The sequence below is a fragment of the Bacillota bacterium genome (assembly GCA_018333655.1).
Taxonomy (GTDB): Bacteria; Bacillota; UBA994; order UBA994; family UBA994; genus BS524.
In genome coordinates this window covers 1-16,576 of sequence record JAGXTJ010000022.1, presented here as the reverse complement: position 1 = coordinate 16,576, position 16,576 = coordinate 1, and the positions used below count along the sequence as shown (strand labels likewise).

Here is a 16,576-nt window from a genome sequence, read left to right as displayed (position 1 = left end):
TGATAGGCCGGGAGTGTAAGAGTAGTAATACTTTCAGCTGACCGGTACTAATAGGTCGAGGGCTTGATTATGCATCAAGCAGCGCAGTATGTAAATTTCGATGAATGTCTCCACTGTTTAGTTTTGAAGGTGCATCACGCATCTCAATTTTCCGGTGGTTATGGCGGAGGGGTCACACCCGTTCCCATCCCGAACACGGCAGTTAAGCCCTCCAGCGCTGATGGTACTTGGGACGCAAGTCCCCGGGAGAGTAGGTCGCCGCCGGACTAATCTTTACAAAAGCCCCTAGCTAACGCTAGGGGCTTTTGGCGAACAAGACCGAATCGCTAGGGACGGTTCCTGGTGATTCAAAGAACCGTCCCTAGCGATTCAGCAACCGTTCCTTCTTCTCTCTTGCATTTTGCTTCCGGCTTCTATCTTCTTGCATCTATTTTCTTGCTTCCTGTTTCTTGCTTCCTGTATCAATTGCTGCACTGGGGGTGTGGATGTGTTCGGCAATGACTGGGATGATGTTTTGCGGGCAGAATTCTACAAGGGCTACTATCTTAAACTGCAAAATTTTCTTGAGCGTGAATATAAGAGCGAGACCATCTTCCCCTGTGAGGCAGAGACTTTCGCCGCACTTAGGCTAACTAGCTTCTCAGGCGTAAAGGTGGTCATTTTGGGGCAGGATCCCTATCATCGTCTAGGGCAGGCTCATGGGCTCGCTTTTTCTGTGCCGGTAGGTGTTGCTGCGCCACCCACGCTGCAAAATATATACAAGGAGTTAGCAGCTGATGTGGGAGTTGTGACTCCGGACCATGGCTGTCTCGTGCCTTGGGCGCGACAGGGCGTGCTTTTGTTAAATACAACACTTACCGTGAGGGCTCATCGTCCGGGCTCACATCAGGGGCACGGTTGGGAGACCTTTACGGATCGAGTCATGCAATTGCTTAACGACAAGCCGTCGCCTGTGGTCTTTTTGCTGTGGGGAAACCACGCTAAAGCCAAAGGTCGTCTTATTACTGACCCCCGCCATCTAGTCCTGACGGCGGCGCACCCTAGCCCCTTGGCGGCCTATCGGGGTTTCTTTGGGTGTCGCCACTTTTCGCAGGCCAATGATTTTCTACTGGCTAGCGGACAGAAGCCAGTAGATTGGCAAGTGCCGCATAGCTAGAACACTGCAGGCTGCGGCAACTTGACAGTCATGCTCTGGAGATGTATCCTGAAGTATACCAACTAAGCCGAGCGGAGTAGTTGTATATAAGAGGAGGTAATTTGATGGCTAAGATTGCACGAAACCTGACGGAGTTGATAGGTAAGACTCCTATGCTAGAGCTCTGCCAGTACAGCGCTAGCCTGGGACTTAAGGCCAAGTTAGTGGCTAAGCTCGAGTACTTTAATCCCGGCGGCAGCGTGAAAGATAGAATTGGTTTTGCCATGATTGAAGCTGGAGAGCGCGCGGGTCTCATTACACCAGAAACGATACTCATCGAGCCTACAAGTGGCAACACGGGGATTGCTCTGGCCTTTGTGGCGGCCGCCAAGGGGTATCGCCTTATTCTCACCATGCCAGATACTATGAGCGTGGAGAGACGAAATCTGCTGCAGGCCCTCGGTGCAGAGCTTGTGCTCACACCTGGAGCTTTGGGTATGACGGGAGCCATACGTAAGGCCGAAGAGCTACTGGCAGCTACTCCCCATGCCTACATGCCGCAGCAGTTCAAAAACCTAGCTAATCCCGCTATCCACAGGGCGACTACGGCTGAGGAGATCTGGCAGGATACGGACGGGGCTGTAGACATCGTTGTCTGTGGTGTGGGTACTGGTGGAACTGTTACCGGCGTAGGAGAAGTCTTGAAGGCACGTAAGCCGAGTGTGCAAATGATCGCCGTAGAGCCCTTAGATTCACCAGTACTTTCAGGGGGGAAGCCTGGTCCCCATAAAATTCAGGGCATTGGTGCCGGATTTGTGCCAGATATTCTTAATAGAGCGGTGATCGATGAGATTGTTGCCGTTCGCACCGAAGACGCGATTGCCACCACGCGCACGCTCGCCAAGACAGAGGGGCTAGTGGTGGGTATATCTTCGGGGGCGGCAGCTTACGTCGCCACCGCCATCGCCAGGCGCGCAGGGAACGAGGGGAAGACAATTGTGGTCATTCTTCCTGACACCGGAGAGAGGTATCTTTCCACGCCTCTCTTTGGTTCACTCTAGGCCATGAACATCTCTGCTAAAGGGCGCTACGCACTACAGTCCATGCTAGACTTAGCTCTCGCCTCCACTCCGCTGGTATCGCTCAGTAGCATAGCGGAGCGACAGGGTATCTCACAGAACTACTTGGAACACGTCTTCGCCGCCCTCCGCAAAGCGGGGCTCGTGGTGAGTGTGAAGGGCGCGCAGGGCGGGTACGCCCTCGCGCGCTCAGCCGAACAGATTAGCGCAGGTCAGATTTTGCGGGTCTGTGACGTTAACCTGGGGCAGATTGAGGTCGACGGCATGAAGCCCACTAGCGACACAGATGCTGCTGCCTTTGTGCGCAATGAGGTGCAGAAGAAAATGCAAGAAAGTGTGAACGCCATATTAGACGCTACGAGCCTGTCCTACCTAGCAGAGGAATTTTTTAGACGACAGTGTGGTTCTAGCCTTATGTACGATATCTAGGTGGTCCACTTGCTGAGAAGAGGTGATGTAAGGTGTCGAGGAGAATCAGAGAAGACATAAAGGCCATCTTCGATCGAGACCCCGCTGTAAAAAGTGTCTGGGAAGTCTTGCTTTGTTATCCTGGTTTGCATGCTGTGGTGTCGCACAGGTTTTCGCACTGGCTATATAAGCACAGGCTCTATACTTTGGCACGTCTCCTTTCGCAAATCGCACGGTTTTTTACGCAGATTGAAATCCACCCCGGAGCTAAAATCGGCAAGGGGTTGTTTATCGATCATGGTTGCGGCGTTGTGATTGGGGAAACCACAGAGATTGGGGACAACGTGACGATTTACCAGGGCGTGACTCTCGGGGGCACGGGCAAGGAGAAGGGAAAGCGACACCCAACCATAGGCAACGGCGTGGTTATTAGCACGGGGGCAAAGATTCTCGGCTCCTTCAAGGTGGGGGACTATGCGAAAATCGGGGCAGGGTCAGTAGTCTTGCACGAGGTACCCCCCTACAGCACAGTCGTGGGAGTACCAGGACGCGTCGTGCGCAGCGCAAAAAGGGCGGAACAGCCTATTTCCGTAGATCTCGAGCATGCTAACCTGCCGGACCCAGATAACGAAGCGCTGCGCTGTGTTATGCGTCGCTTGCAGGAGTTAGAGCTACGGTTAGAGAAACTGGAGAATTAGCTTAGTCAGGGGGGTAGCATCAGTGTGCGGAAGATATACGGCGCGGCTTAGTAGCGAGGCTTTTACCGAGTTTTTTGGCATTGACAGCGCAGAATGATGTGCCTGACTGCATAGAGCCGGCCGCCGACCTATCTGTTACTTAGGCGAGATTTGTTTCTTGTTGCGGGGGTCAGAAAGAGTCACTCCCGCCCGCCACAGCGCGGTTAAAATAGAGATGCTGATAGCGGCATCGATGACATGGTGCAGTAGCGTGCCAATGCCCACCGTCACTAAGGCAACTTGCATGGTGAACCCAAATGGTATCACCACTAGGGCTTCACCTAAAGCATGAACGGGTGCGGTAATGGCGATGATTTTCCAGGGGCTAAGGCCCCTACGGTAAAGTAAAGCCCCCAGGACACCGAATATTATATGGATGGAGGCGCGCGCCGCGATTACTGGGGTCATGGTAATTAGAAAACCATAAGTAGAGCCTAGCCCTACAAGGGCTGCCACCAAGGGGCTGACAAACATAGCCAGCATCACCGGCACATGGCTGGCCAAGGTAGCTGAGAAGGGCGGAATGACGATTTGTAGGGACCCGCGAAAATAGAGCGGGATGATAAGCGCGAGCGCGGTGAGTAGGGCGCCGTAGACCAGTTCTTGAACGCGCATTTTCATAGGAGACACTCCCTTCAACAGGTGTATATACACCTGTCTATCTGCTACATAGTATCATGAGTAGCGCTACTGCGCAAGGATTGGTGGTAAGAGTTGATGTCAGGAGAAGAGCGCCGACAGATTGTCATGAGCTTGCTCCGTCGCGGCGGCGTTGTCACGGGAGCTGTGTTGAGTGAAAAGCTAGGTGTGACGAGGCAAGTGATCGTAGCAGACATCGCGCTTTTGCGGGCCGCGGGAGAGAACATTATTGCGACCCCGCAAGGATATATGCACGCGCCAGTGGTGAGTACTAGGGCAGTACGCCAGACCATAGCGTCAAAGCACACCCCAGACATCGCTAGCTTGCGAGAAGAGTTGTACCTCATTGTCAGGCATGGCGTTACGGTGCTTGACGTCACAGTCGAACACCCTCTTTATGGCGAGATAACCGGCAATTTGCGCCTGATGTCAGAGCGCGATGTCGATGTATTCTTGGAAAAAATGCAGAGCTCGCAGGCGGAACCGCTTTCGGTCTTGACCGGTGGCCTGCACCTCCATACCTTAGAGGCTCCTGACCAAGAAACTTTACAGACACTACTAAACCAGTTGCAGAAGCGTGGTTTCTTGGCTCTTGATTAGAGTGAATTAAAACGCTATGTTAGGTTTCGCAGCCAGTCTTGCCATTATGATAGGGGAGGTGGGTGTCGTGATAGGGCCTGAAAACGGAGCAAGAGAGTGTTACGTTGAGCTCGTTCGAGGCGTGGTCTCTCTTTCGCATGACCCTGATGGTCCCTACCCCGTTATTGTCCCTTGCGAAGGGGTGCGACTACAGGTTGACGGCATTATCTATGAAACTGAAGTTGCCGTTAAGATAGGCGATGTGATTGACCTTTCGCTAGAGAACGAAGAGCGTCTAGGAACTTGGTCGCTAGAGGTTGCTAAGGACGGGCTCACCGCGTTTGTAGAGCTGGCGCCAAGTATGACTGTTACCCGCACCCTACTCGATGCCCCCCGCTCGCCTTCGCTAACGCTGCAAGTGCTAGAAGGCGTCGAGAAATATTCTCCGGTGCAACTAGATCAGTTGATGTCGGCTCTCCGGCGGGAAGGTATCATTGTGGGCGTCGACTTGACTGTTGTCTCCGCTATAGTCTCGGCTCAGGAGGCGGGCAAGTTTATCATTGCCCGTGGCGCAACCCCGGTACAAGGGCAGGATGCGGCAGTCGAAATATTGTTCGAACAAGAAGCGAGAAAGCAACGCGAGATTCGCCCTGAATCCGTTGTCGACTTTCGCGCTCGTTTTGATTACAGTGCGGCCAGAGAAGGGCAGCTCCTGGTGCGTAAAATTCCTCGCGTCCTTGGCCGTGACGGACAAAATGTCCGCGGCGAGACCATTTTCGCCAAAGAACCTCTGGATATCGAGTTGGTGGCGGGCGATGGTGTAAGGGTCAGTGAACAAGGCGACCAACTGATTGCCACCACTCCGGGTAGGCCAGTGCTTAAACAGCGACAAAAAAGTATACGTGTGGACATCCGCCCCGATATGCTAGTCTCTGGCGACGTTGATTTGCGCTCCGGCAATGTCTCTTTTGTGGGGGATATCACCATACAAGGGGATGTAACGGCGGGTTTCTCAGTATGGGCAGGCGGCAACATCAAAGTGCGAGGAGTGGCAGAAAACAGCCACGTGCAGGCCTGTTCATCGGTCGCGGTGGTGGGTAATATTATATCTTCGCAGGTCGTGGCCGGACCTCCCCCAGGGTTGATGCGCACCTTCACACCCATTCTGCGTGAAATTGAAAAAGACATTCGCACCGTGCACCTCGCCATCGAGCAACTCAAGAAGCGTATCCCCGCCAATAAGCAATCTCTGGCCGGTCGCTTGGTCGGCACCTTGATTGACCAGCGGCTCATTGGTTTTATGGAGCGTGTGCGTTCGCTCTCGCGCGAATTGCGCAAACTCGACCGTCGCCTCACCAACCTTTTTGGCGCAGACGTGCTGACTACTCTCGCCACATTCCTAGAAGACAGCAACGGCGCTGGCAAGACAGAGGCTCATCTTAGTGAGCTCGCGGGGGCCATTAGCACCTTGCAGACTCGCCTAGAAGAGATCTCGGCCCAGAATGCCCATATTACGGCGCGCAATGTAATCAACTCGACCCTTGTCAGTACAGGCGATATCTCCATTATCAATGGTGGATGCTACAACTCATGGTTGCAGGCAGGGGGCAAAATAGTAGTGCAGGGCGTGGTGCGTGGCGGCGAAATTAAAGCCGGTACCGACGTTGTAGTGCGCGAGTTAGGTTCTGAATCAGGCGTTACGACCTCAATTTCTGTGCCTACCCCCGCTAAGGTCCATCTCGGTACGGCCTGGGAAAATTCAGTGGTCATAGTCGGTGCGCGGCATTATCGCTTCGACAAGAAGCAGACGGGCGTTACCTTGTACCTCGTAGACGGCAGTATGGTGGTGAAGTGAACTTTACATCTAGCAGAGCGGCACGGCGCGAAATTTCTCTGCCGGAATAACCCTCCCATGTTTTTTGTGGGAGGGTTATTCTTTTTCTAACAGCGTGATCTAGCGGCAGGAACGACAGACTATTTGTTGAATTACGACAATATCTTGCTAGGGCAGTTTTTCTACTAAAAAAGAGGAGGAATTACAGGTGTCTAAGTCGCGCATCCCTTTTGGTCCGACCTATGAAGAAATGTTGCACCCCACATTGGTAGAACCGCAGATTTACGAACAAGCATGGCGAGCGCAGCAAGAAAATGAACTCGACCCACTAAATCTCTTTAACATTACGTGGAAGGACAGAAATCAAGAAGTGCAGAAGATTATTCTGCCGTCAGCCTTTACGGGGGTTGCCGCCAATATCGTCGTCATGTTGGGGACGTACTTTCCCTCTGGCTCTCACAAGGTTGGCCCCGCCTACGCCACACTCATGGAAGGCTGCGTTGATGGGGAGATACTGCCTGGCGAGCACACCATACTTGGCCCCTCCACCGGCAACTTTGGCATTGGGGTTGCCTATATCTGTCGTCTAATGGGTTACAAGGCGATTATTATTATGCCGGATAACATGAGCAAGGAACGCTACGAGCGCATTAGGGGCTACGGGGGAGAGCTTGACCTTACACCGGGAACGGAGAGCGACGTTATCCTCACGCTCCAGCGTACCTACGAGCTGAAGAAGAATCCGCAGAACAAGCCCTTGGCCCAGTTTGAGCTACTGCCCAATTACCGATTTCATAGGCATGTGACAGGTAATTCGGCTGCTCTAGCCGTCAAGGGTCTTGGCAACGGGCGCATTGCCTGTTTCACCTCCGCGCCGGGTTCGGCGGGCACCTTGGCCGCGGGCGATCAGATTAAGCATATCTTTCCAGAAGCAAAAGTAGTGGCTCTCGAGCCGTATGAATGCTCTACCTTGGCCACGGGGGGCAGGGGCCAGCACCGCATCGAGGGCATTGGCGACAAGATGTGCACCCTCATCCACAATGTCTTAACCACCGACTTTGTCGCGCTAGTGCGTGATGATGATGCCGTGCGCGCGCTCAAAATTGTACGCGACGGAACTGCCATGCTTATCAAGCGCGGGGTTGACCCGGACTTGGCGAGGAGTATGCGACTCTTGTTTGGCGTATCGGGCATGTGTAACATCCTAGGTGCCATAAAAATGGCCAAGTACTTGCGCCTCGGGCCTGACGATAATGTGGTCACCATTGCGACTGATGGCCTTGATCGCTACCACTCCGTGCTAGATGATGTAGACAGGCGCCACCTCGAGTGTGATGATACTGTACTGGAGCGGTGGTACAAAGATATTTTCCTAGGCGCAGATGAGGCGATGATCTACGATTTTCGACAGCGGCAGGCTAAGGAGCAGCTCTTTAATCAGAAAGAGCGCGATTGGCTACCCTTTGGTTACAGCAAGGCGTATATCGATTCCATGCGGCAGCCAGATTTTTGGGAGGCAGAATATGCGAAAGTCGCCGCTTACGACCACAAAATAAGGGCTTTGCGGGGCAAAGCAGCATTTTAGATAATTAAGAAAAAAATAATTATTTCATTGCTCATCGTTACGCGCTCATGTATAATATTCTCAAGTGTTAACAGATCAGCAGTATCGAGCAAATTCATAATTGCGGACCATGATAAATAAGCATGGTACTAGTCGTATTCGCATAGTTGTTAAACATCTAGTCAACTGCATCAAGAGCACAAAGCGAATGGCGTCTGTCGAAGGGAGGGTGTCGCATGCACTTTTTCTTGAACGGTGAACGTCAAGACTCTCAGGAGTTATCGGGAGGGTTTAATTTGCTCTGCTATTTGCGAACCAACGCGCGCCTCACCTCCGTGAAAAATGGCTGTGGAGAAGGTGCGTGCGGTACCTGCACAGTCCTCGTGGAGGGGAAGGCACAGAGGGCCTGCAAGTTGAAATTGCGCCAAGTGGCCAACAAGCGGGTAGTCACTGTAGACGGCCTTAACCCACGCGAAAAAGAGATTTACAGCTTAGCCTTTGCCTCTAGTGGTGCGGTTCAATGCGGCTTTTGCACTCCCGGCATGATCATGAGCGCTAAAGCACTGCTTGACATCAACCCGACACCGACTGATGGTGAAATTAAACAGGCACTGCGGGGCAATCTGTGCCGATGCACAGGCTATGTTAAGATTGTCGAGGCGGTGGCTCGGGCCGCGGCCTTACTGCGCGGGGAAGAAATGTTAGAGCCGCAACCCCAGGTTTGCGGTATCGGCAGTCGTTATCTACGCCCCGATGCCGCGGCAAAAACTCTTGGTGAGGCTGTTTTTACCGACGATGTAATTTTACCAGGCATGCTACATGCCGCGGTACTGCGGCCGCAGTGGCCAAGAATAAAGCTGCATTCCATAAGCACAGCGAGCGTTAAAGCTTTGCCGGACGTGGTGGCTGTACTGACAGCAGAAGATATACCAGGTGAGAAGAGCCATGGCTACATCAAGAAGGACTGGCCGGTGCTTGTGGGGCTTGGTGAGGAGACGCGCTACCTTGGCGATGCTCTCGCCATTGTGGTTGCTGAAACACCAACTAGCGCGGCTCTCGCGCTCTCGCAACTCGAAGTGGTTTATGATGTGCTGCCACCGCTCTCTTCCCCCCAGGCAGCTTTAGCGGCAGGGGCCCCTGAGCTACATGTAGGGGGCAATATCCTCAGCGCGACTCGGCTGCAGCGGGGCGATGTCGAGCTGACTTTGTCACAGTGCAGTCATGTAGTGACGGCACAGTACACTACCCCCATGACCTAGCATGCTTTTTTAGAACCCGAGAGTGCCCTCGCCTACTGGGATGAGGGTTTCTTGGTCGTGCAAGCAGGCTCACAAAGCGTCCACCACGACCAACACGAGATTGCCGCAATCTTAAGTTTGCCAGTCGCCTCAGTCGTTGTTCGCAACAATTTTGTGGGTGGTGCTTTTGGCGGCAAAGAAGATTTGAGTGTGCAGCACCATGCCGCTTTGGCAGCATGGCATACTAAAAGGCCTGTCAAGCTGACGCTGACGCGTGCCGAAAGCCTCCTTGTTCACCCCAAGAGGCATCCCATGGCCATAACTATGTCTTTGGGGTGCGACGAAAAAGGGCATTTGCTGGCGCTAAGGGCAGAGATAGTTGCGGACACTGGGGCTTACGCCTCACTAGGTGCGCCAGTCTTGGAGCGAGCCTGCACGCATGCTACTGGCCCTTATCGCATCCCCTCTCTCGCTATACAAGGCCGAGCTGTTTATACGAATAATCCTCCAGCGGGTGCCTTTCGTGGGTTTGGGGTGCCCCAGGCTGCTTTCGCCATCGAGGGTCAGTTAGATCGTTTAGCCGAATTAGTAGGTATAAGCCCGTGGGAGATACGCTATCGCAATGCCTTGGTAGCGGGGGATCTGCTCGCTACTGGGCAAGTCGTGGCCGACGTTCATCTCAGAGATACACTCCTAGCGGTCAAGGACGAGTATGAGCAAAGTTCTTATGCTGGCATTGCCTGCGGGATGAAAAATGTCGGCCTTGGGGTTGGGCTTGCCGATGTCGGCAGAGCGACGCTACGAGTGGCAAGTGGGCGGGTGCAAGTTCTCACAGGAGCAGCCTGCATAGGGCAGGGTTTGGCGAGTGTGTTGCTGCAGATAGTTTGTGCGATAACCGCTTTAAAGCCGGAAGGTATCGAAGTCGTCCTGGCAGATACAGAGCGCACGCTAGATTCTGGTGCCACTACAGCCTCGCGGCAAACCCTATTCACTGGTGAGGCGGTGCGACAGGCGGCGGAAAAGTTGGCGGCCGATTTGACACAGGCAGAACTGCACCATCTAGAAGGTCGTGAATACCGCGGCGAGTATCGGGGTATAACGGATTCTTTGCGCAGCACCAAAGAAGCCCCTGTGACGCATGTCTCCTACAGCTTTGGCACACAAGTCGTCCTGCTTGATGAAGTCGGTAAGGTGAAGAAAGTCATCGCCGCCTACGATGTGGGACGTGCGATTAATCCCACTCTCCTAGAGGGTCAGATTGAAGGGGGGATACTCATGGGGTTAGGTTATGCCCTCACGGAGGATTTTCCCTTAGAGGAGTGCATCCCAAAGTGTAAAACCCTAGGAAAACTGGGCTTGTGGCGAACCACGGATGTGCCGGAAATTAGCATTATCCTGATTGAAAAAAACCTTGACGAAAAAGCTTTTGGTGCTAAGGGCATCGGGGAGATTTCATGCATACCTACTGCACCGGGCGTGGCAGCGGCGTACTTCGCCTTAGACGGTGAGCGACGAACTTCTTTGCCACTGCAGAAGACGGTTTACACACGCGGTTAATGCTGTAGCAAGTGCAATATTTCACGAGGAGGAATTGTGATGTCTCAGTTGCCCACGTCCGGCGGGGGCTCATGGTCGGTGCACCAGGCACTGATGGAAGCTTCGCGGTGTATGTACTGCCATGATGCGCCCTGTGTCAAAGGTTGTCCTGTCGAGATGAAGATTCCTGAGTTTATCCGCAAAATTGTTACAGAGAACTATGCCGGCGCGGCACGCGTTGTCTACGAGAGCAATGTCTTCGGTGCAGTGTGTGCCGATGTTTGCCCGCAGTCCGAGCTCTGTGCCAAGGAATGTAATGCGGGGCAAGTAGGGGAACCCATCAATATCGGTCGTTTGCAGAAGTTTGCGGTTCTACAGAGCAGGCCAAAACAGGCGGAAATCTTCGCGCAGGGCAAGAGGGTGGCCGTTATTGGAGCAGGGCCAGCGGGGCTAAGCGGCGCTTACTCGCTCGCTTGCCAAGGGTATGAAGTTACGGTCATTGAAGCGAGAAGAGAGGCAGGAGGGACAACCCTTTGGGGGATTCCGCCTTACCGCTTGGACAATGCGGTATTTGCACAAGACATGGTTCGCATCCAAGAATTGGTACAAGACATGCGCTTTGGCGTGGCAATCGGCAAAGAAATTTCGCCCGACGCCTTGTTGGCCGAGTACGATGCCATCCTCCTCAGCTGCGGCCTAGGGCGAGGTAGAGAATTGGATATACCCGGGGCAGAACTTAGTGGTGTCATCTCCGCTGAGGAAATGCTCACAGAGTACAATACCACAGCTAAAAAAGGCCTAAGTGCGCCACCTATCACTGGCAAGCGCGTCATCGTCATCGGGGGTGGCAACACAGCGATGGACGTGGCTGCTGTGGCTAGGCGAGCAGGGGCACTAGTGACTGTTCTGTACAGGCGTACTCTGAGCGAAATGACTGCCTGGCAGGAAGAATACCAAGCAGCCAGCAATTCGGGCGTAGAATTTAGGTGGCAGACTGCACCGGTGGCGATTCTAGGGGATAACCAAGTGCAGGCGGTGTGGGCAGCCTACATGCAACCTACAGGGCCAGACGGTCTCACCGGCCATCTCGAGGCGGTGCCGGGCAGTGAGCACGATATTTGCTGTGATTTAGTCGTGGTGGCGATAGGGCAGACACCTAACCCCTTAGTCAAAGAGTTAGCAAACCATTCTAAAGTATTTTTAGCGGGCGATGCGCTGAATGGTGGGGCGACGGTAGTACAGGCGGTCGCGGAGGGCCAACAGGCAGCTGTGGCCATGGGCATTTTCTTGCGTGGTGATAGTGTCGAAGCGGAGGTGAGTTAAGAATGCCAAGACTAGCACTCGAATTTTGCGGGCTTAAATATGCGAACCCCTTTGTGCTGGCGGCCTCGCCCTGTACAGATGACGAGGAAATGGTGGCTCGCGCTTTTACCGCTGGCTGGGCAGGGGCAGTGCTCAAAACCACATCTGTCGAAACAGAGGTAGTTAATCTCGCCTATCCCATGATGCATGGTCTAGATTACGAGGGCAAGCGCCTCGTGGCCCTACAAAACATTGACTTGATTTCTGAGCACCATATCGACGTCGTCGAAGGGCGCATTCGCCGACTCAAGCAGGCCTTTCCTGATAAAATAGTCGTTGCCAGCATGATGGGCCAAAAACAAGAGGACTGGCAACAGCTAGTTCGCCGTGTCGAGGCCGCTGGAGCCGACATGATTGAGTGCAGCTTTTCTTGCCCGCATGGCATGCCCGAAAAAGGCATGGGCAGTACAGTGGGGCAGAACCCCGAGCTTACCGAAAAAACGGCGCGTTGGGTGAAGGAAGCGGCCAAAAGAATACCGGTAGTGATTAAACTTACGCCGCAGATTGCCGACATCACGGCCGCTGCTGCCGCCGTCAAGCGCAGCGGTGCCGACGGCGTCTGTGCTATAAATACGGTTAAAGGGATCATCGGGGTCGATTTGGATACTTACTCTCCATACCCGGAAGTCAACGGTAAGTCTTGCATCGGGGGCATATCGGGCGCGGCTATTAAACCAGTAGCACTGCGCTGCGTAGCTGAAATTGCCCGCAAAGTCGATATTCCCATCACGGCCACGGGTGGCATTTCTAACTGGCGTGACGCTGTGGAGTTTTTACTACTTGGCGCACGAAATCTGCAGCTATGTACTCTCGTCATGCAGCACGGTTTTCGTGTCATCGAGGACCTAACAGATGGGTTAAGTATTTATCTCGAGGCTAAAGGCTTTGATTCCGTGGAGCAACTGGTGGGCTTAGCACTGCCAAACTTGGTCGAGCACTCACAACTGCCCAGAAGGCACACCGCCCTTAGCACCCTGCAGCCAGAAAAATGCGTTAAGTGCGGACGCTGCTACCTAGCATGTAGGGACGGCGGCCATCAGGCGATCAGTATTAATGCTGACCGTCTACCTGTTATCGACAAAGAAAAATGTGTCGGGTGCGGCTTCTGCACTGCTGCTTGCCCGGTAGCACGTTGTTTGACCATGCAACTTAGTTTTTCCTAAGGAGGGTAGGACATGTTATTAGTCGGTAACGGTATCTTAATTGCCCTAGACGATGCTAACACCTTTCTGCCAGACGGCGCCCTGTACATTGTTGGCGACACCATCATGGCCGTCGGCAGCACGAGCGATTTGCGGCGTCAATACCCTCTGGCTGAATTTATCGATGCGGAAGGCGGCCTCATCATGCCCGGCATGCAGAATGTGCACACGCACACTTACAGCACCTTCGCACGGGGGATGTCCTTGAAAGATGCTCCACCCACGAATTTTACCGAGATTTTGTCGCGCTTATGGTGGAGGCTAGATCAGGCCCTGGATTTAGACGGCGTCTACTACAGTGCCGTAATCCATTTTTTAGACTGCATTAAGAACGGCACCACGACGGTACTCGATCACCATGCTAGTCCGAACGCCATCAGCGGCAGTCTCCGCGCCATTGCCCGCGCCGCAGCGGATGTTGGGGTGCGCAGCAACTTGTGCTATGAAGTCACAGATAGAGATGGTATAGAGAGAGCGGCAGCTGGCCTGGCCGAGAATGAAAGCTATATTGTGCATTGCCAGACACAAGCCGACCCGATGTCTACAGCCACTTTCGGCCTTCATGCCTCCTTTACCGTTGGCGACGACACTCTCCGCCAAGCCGCCGACATGAGCGCTAGACTTGGCGTGGGTGTTCATCTACACGTAGCCGAAGATATGGCTGACGTCACCCACTGCCTATCCCACCACCAGAAAAACGTGGTCGAACGGCTGCATTCTTTTGACTTGCTAGGCTCGCAAACGATGGCCGCTCACTGTGTCCATATTGTAGACGCTGAAATGGAGCTTTTGGCAGCGACAGGCACAAACGTCGCCCATAACCCAGAGTCAAACATGGGCAATGCTGTAGGCTGCGCACCGGTGAGAGAAATGCTTGCGGCGCAAGTTAGAGTAGGGATGGGCACAGACGCTTATACGGCAGATATGTTTGAGGGTGTTAAGGTCGCCAACTTGCTCCACAAGTTTAACCGGCGCGACCCGAGTGCTGCCTGGGGCGAAGTGCCACAACTCATTTTCAAGAATAATCGTCAGATTACGGCCAATTATTTTGCCAAGCAACTTGGCGAGCTCGCTCCTGGCGCTTTCGCTGACGTCATTATCATCGACTATGCTCCGCCTACGCCCCTTACGGCCAGTAATTTTTATGGGCACCTGCTCTTTGGCGTGAGTGGTGGCCTGGTAAACACGACCATAGTGGGCGGCAAGGTGCGGATGCGAGACCGGCAACTGCAGGGAGTAGATGAGAAAGCCTTGGCGGGGGAAGCACGCCGCTTTGCGGCGCTGCTCTGGGATAAGTTTTAAGTGAATTTGGAGGTACTATGCGCCGAGCTAGGACGCCATTGTATGTAGAAATTGCCAACGAGATGAAGCGGAGAATCGCGGCCGGGCTCTACCTAGTAGGGCGGCAACTTCCTGCCGAACCGGAGTTAGCCGGCGACCTTGGAGTGAGCAGAGGCACGTTACGGGAAGCGCTGTCGGTGTTAGAAAAAGAGGGAGTACTCTTTCGACGGCACGGCGTGGGCTCCTTTATTAAACAAGAGCCAGTCAAAGTTATTGCGGGCATGGAAAAGCTAGAAAGTCTCTTTAGCACTATTGAGAAAGCAGGCTGGCGAGCGGAGGATAAGGTCGTAAACATCTATGAGGGCAGACTTGCGCCAGAAATAGCTAGTGCTCTCTCCCTCGACGAAGGTGCACACGGCTACATCATTGAAAGTTTGCGGCTTGCGGATGGTGAGCCAGTCATATATTGCTATGATGTTATTCCCCTGTGGCTGCTCGGCCATGAATCCCTCTTAAAGGGAAGAAGCTGGTGCAAATCGCTGACCGAGTTTATAAGGCAGTTTACGCCCTATAAACCAGAGCAGTTTGTCTCTCGAGTCAATGCCGTGCTGCCGCCACCAGAAGTAGCACTTTTGCTCGGCGTTGACGACTTCACCCCCATGATTTTCATGGAAGGCGTACTCTATGATGAGTCAGACCGGGCCATCAATTTTGGTCGTCAGTATTATCGCGGGGATAAGTACGAATTTACTTTAGTGCGCAAGTAGTAGAACGAGGAGGTTTCTCATGCAAAAAACGATAGTGCGCTTTGTCGTGAACAATCAATCTGTCGAAGTCAACGCGTTGCCGAGTGCCCGTCTCCTCGACGTCGTGCGCGAAGAACTAGACCTCACGGGGACTAAAGAGGGTTGCGGTCAGGGTGAGTGCGGCGCTTGTACCGTACTCTTAGATGGTAAGGCAGTTAACGCTTGCCTTGTCCTTGTCGGCCAAGTCGAAGGCAGAAATATCGAAACTATCGAAGGCCTCGCGACCGGTAGCTCCCTGCACCCACTCCAGCAAGCATTTATTGACGAAGGAGCAGTACAGTGCGGTTACTGTACACCAGGCATGTTGCTCTCGGCCAAGGCCTTACTGTCCGACAACCCGACACCTAGCGAAGCCGAAATTAGAGTCGCCATTGCGGGCAATCTCTGCCGTTGCACAGGGTACACCAAAATTATAAAAGCAATTCAGTCTGCTGCTTGGCGCGTTAGAGCTTGAGCGAAGGAGAGATGGGGCATGACTTTCACATGGGTAGGCAAGCCCATTCCGCGACAAGATGCTCTGACTAAAGTGACGGGTGAAGTGCGGTACATGTCCGACCTAACATTCCCTGGTATGTTATGGGGGCGTATCCTGCGTAGCCCTCATCCCCATGCGCTCATCAAAAGTATTGACATCAGCAAGGCTAAGGCTCTGCCCGGTGTTGTTGCGGTGCTCACTCATACCGACATTGTGGGGCTGAATGCCTATGGCATTGTCATTCAGGATCAACCGGTACTCTGTAGTGACAAAGTGCGTTTTGTGGGCGACTCGGTCGCAGTGCTAGCAGCTGAAACGAAAGATTTAGCAGATGAAGCCTTGCGCCTCATTGAAGTCACCTATGAACTCTTACCAGGTGTTTTTGATATGCACCAAGCACTCTTGCCAGAATCGCCTCTCCTCCATGAAAAGGGCAACATTTTGCGGCACACGGCAATTCTCTATGGCGATATCGGAGCAGGATTTGCGGCGGCCGACGTCATTGTAGAACGCGAATATCTTACTTCACGCCCTATGTCGGCCTACCTTGAGACGGAAGGCGGCGTGGCGGTAGCGTGTCCACTCATTTAAAAATCTTACCCAACGGTGATAGCTCACTCAAATAATAATCTTACTTTTTGTTGAGCAACGTAGCTGATGGGCTCCCATCTCCCCTCCCCCCTAGGGGGGAGGGGAGATGG

14 protein-coding genes, 2 rRNA genes and 1 pseudogene are annotated in these 16,576 nt (G+C 53.5%); 16 read left to right on the top strand and 1 reads right to left on the bottom strand.

The window, feature by feature from the left end; translation table 11 throughout:
* From KGZ92_04370 to cysE, 6 genes are all read left to right on the top strand, one after another.
* A 23S ribosomal RNA gene (locus tag KGZ92_04370) occupies positions 1–71 on the top strand; the annotation flags it as partial.
* A gap of 79 nt (positions 72–150) precedes the next feature.
* Positions 151–267: ribosomal RNA gene (rrf, locus tag KGZ92_04365) — 5S ribosomal RNA — on the top strand.
* 214 nt (positions 268–481) lie between these two features.
* The gene (gene ung, locus KGZ92_04360; GenBank protein MBS3888519.1) at positions 482–1,156 is read left to right on the top strand and encodes a uracil-DNA glycosylase; all 675 of its coding nucleotides are present in this window, start codon (positions 482–484) and stop codon (positions 1,154–1,156) included.
* Positions 1,157–1,260: 104 nt separating this feature from the next.
* Positions 1,261–2,196, top strand: coding sequence for a cysteine synthase A (gene cysK / locus KGZ92_04355; GenBank protein ID MBS3888518.1), 936 nt, complete (start codon positions 1,261–1,263; stop codon positions 2,194–2,196).
* 3 nt (positions 2,197–2,199) lie between these two features.
* Positions 2,200–2,643 carry an Rrf2 family transcriptional regulator gene (locus KGZ92_04350; GenBank protein ID MBS3888517.1) on the top strand — a complete coding sequence of 148 codons (444 nt, stop codon included), beginning with the start codon at positions 2,200–2,202 and terminating at the stop codon, positions 2,641–2,643.
* Positions 2,644–2,675: 32 nt separating this feature from the next.
* Positions 2,676–3,320: a serine O-acetyltransferase gene (gene cysE, locus KGZ92_04345; GenBank protein ID MBS3888516.1), complete on the top strand. Its 645-nt coding sequence runs from the start codon at positions 2,676–2,678 to the stop codon at positions 3,318–3,320.
* Between the two features lie 135 nt (positions 3,321–3,455).
* On the opposite strand, the gene KGZ92_04340 is transcribed toward cysE, so the two are convergent.
* Positions 3,456–3,974 (bottom strand): ECF transporter S component, encoded by a 519-nt coding sequence (locus KGZ92_04340; GenBank protein ID MBS3888515.1) that lies wholly within the window; start codon positions 3,972–3,974, stop codon positions 3,456–3,458.
* 102 nt (positions 3,975–4,076) lie between these two features.
* Between KGZ92_04340 and KGZ92_04335 the strand changes: the two genes are divergently transcribed.
* The 10 genes and pseudogenes from KGZ92_04335 to KGZ92_04290 all read left to right on the top strand — a co-directional run bounded on the left by KGZ92_04335 (position 4,077) and on the right by KGZ92_04290 (position 16,466).
* The gene (locus KGZ92_04335) at positions 4,077–4,598 is read left to right on the top strand and encodes a transcription repressor NadR (GenBank protein MBS3888514.1); all 522 of its coding nucleotides are present in this window, start codon (positions 4,077–4,079) and stop codon (positions 4,596–4,598) included.
* A gap of 67 nt (positions 4,599–4,665) precedes the next feature.
* On the top strand, positions 4,666–6,432 hold the full coding sequence (locus tag KGZ92_04330) for a DUF342 domain-containing protein (protein MBS3888513.1): 1,767 nt from the start codon (positions 4,666–4,668) through the stop codon (positions 6,430–6,432).
* A gap of 229 nt (positions 6,433–6,661) precedes the next feature.
* Positions 6,662–7,996, top strand: a complete 1,335-nt coding sequence (locus KGZ92_04325; GenBank protein ID MBS3888512.1) for a pyridoxal-phosphate dependent enzyme — start codon at positions 6,662–6,664, stop codon at positions 7,994–7,996.
* A gap of 215 nt (positions 7,997–8,211) precedes the next feature.
* Positions 8,212–10,770 (top strand): annotated as a pseudogene (gene xdh / locus KGZ92_04320) (selenium-dependent xanthine dehydrogenase).
* A 39-nt stretch (positions 10,771–10,809) separates the two neighbouring features.
* Positions 10,810–12,072, top strand: a complete 1,263-nt coding sequence (locus KGZ92_04315; GenBank protein MBS3888511.1) for an FAD-dependent oxidoreductase — start codon at positions 10,810–10,812, stop codon at positions 12,070–12,072.
* A 2-nt stretch (positions 12,073–12,074) separates the two neighbouring features.
* The gene (gene preA, locus KGZ92_04310) at positions 12,075–13,274 is read left to right on the top strand and encodes an NAD-dependent dihydropyrimidine dehydrogenase subunit PreA (protein MBS3888510.1); all 1,200 of its coding nucleotides are present in this window, start codon (positions 12,075–12,077) and stop codon (positions 13,272–13,274) included.
* 12 nt (positions 13,275–13,286) lie between these two features.
* The gene (gene ssnA, locus KGZ92_04305; protein MBS3888509.1) at positions 13,287–14,615 is read left to right on the top strand and encodes a putative aminohydrolase SsnA; all 1,329 of its coding nucleotides are present in this window, start codon (positions 13,287–13,289) and stop codon (positions 14,613–14,615) included.
* Positions 14,616–14,632: 17 nt separating this feature from the next.
* The gene (locus KGZ92_04300) at positions 14,633–15,361 is read left to right on the top strand and encodes a GntR family transcriptional regulator (protein ID MBS3888508.1); all 729 of its coding nucleotides are present in this window, start codon (positions 14,633–14,635) and stop codon (positions 15,359–15,361) included.
* A 19-nt stretch (positions 15,362–15,380) separates the two neighbouring features.
* A complete protein-coding gene (locus KGZ92_04295) occupies positions 15,381–15,854 on the top strand; it encodes a (2Fe-2S)-binding protein (protein ID MBS3888507.1) in 474 nt (157 codons plus the stop codon).
* Positions 15,855–15,872: 18 nt separating this feature from the next.
* On the top strand, positions 15,873–16,466 hold the full coding sequence (locus tag KGZ92_04290; GenBank protein MBS3888506.1) for a molybdopterin-dependent oxidoreductase: 594 nt from the start codon (positions 15,873–15,875) through the stop codon (positions 16,464–16,466).
* The last annotated feature ends 110 nt before the right edge of the window (positions 16,467–16,576 follow it).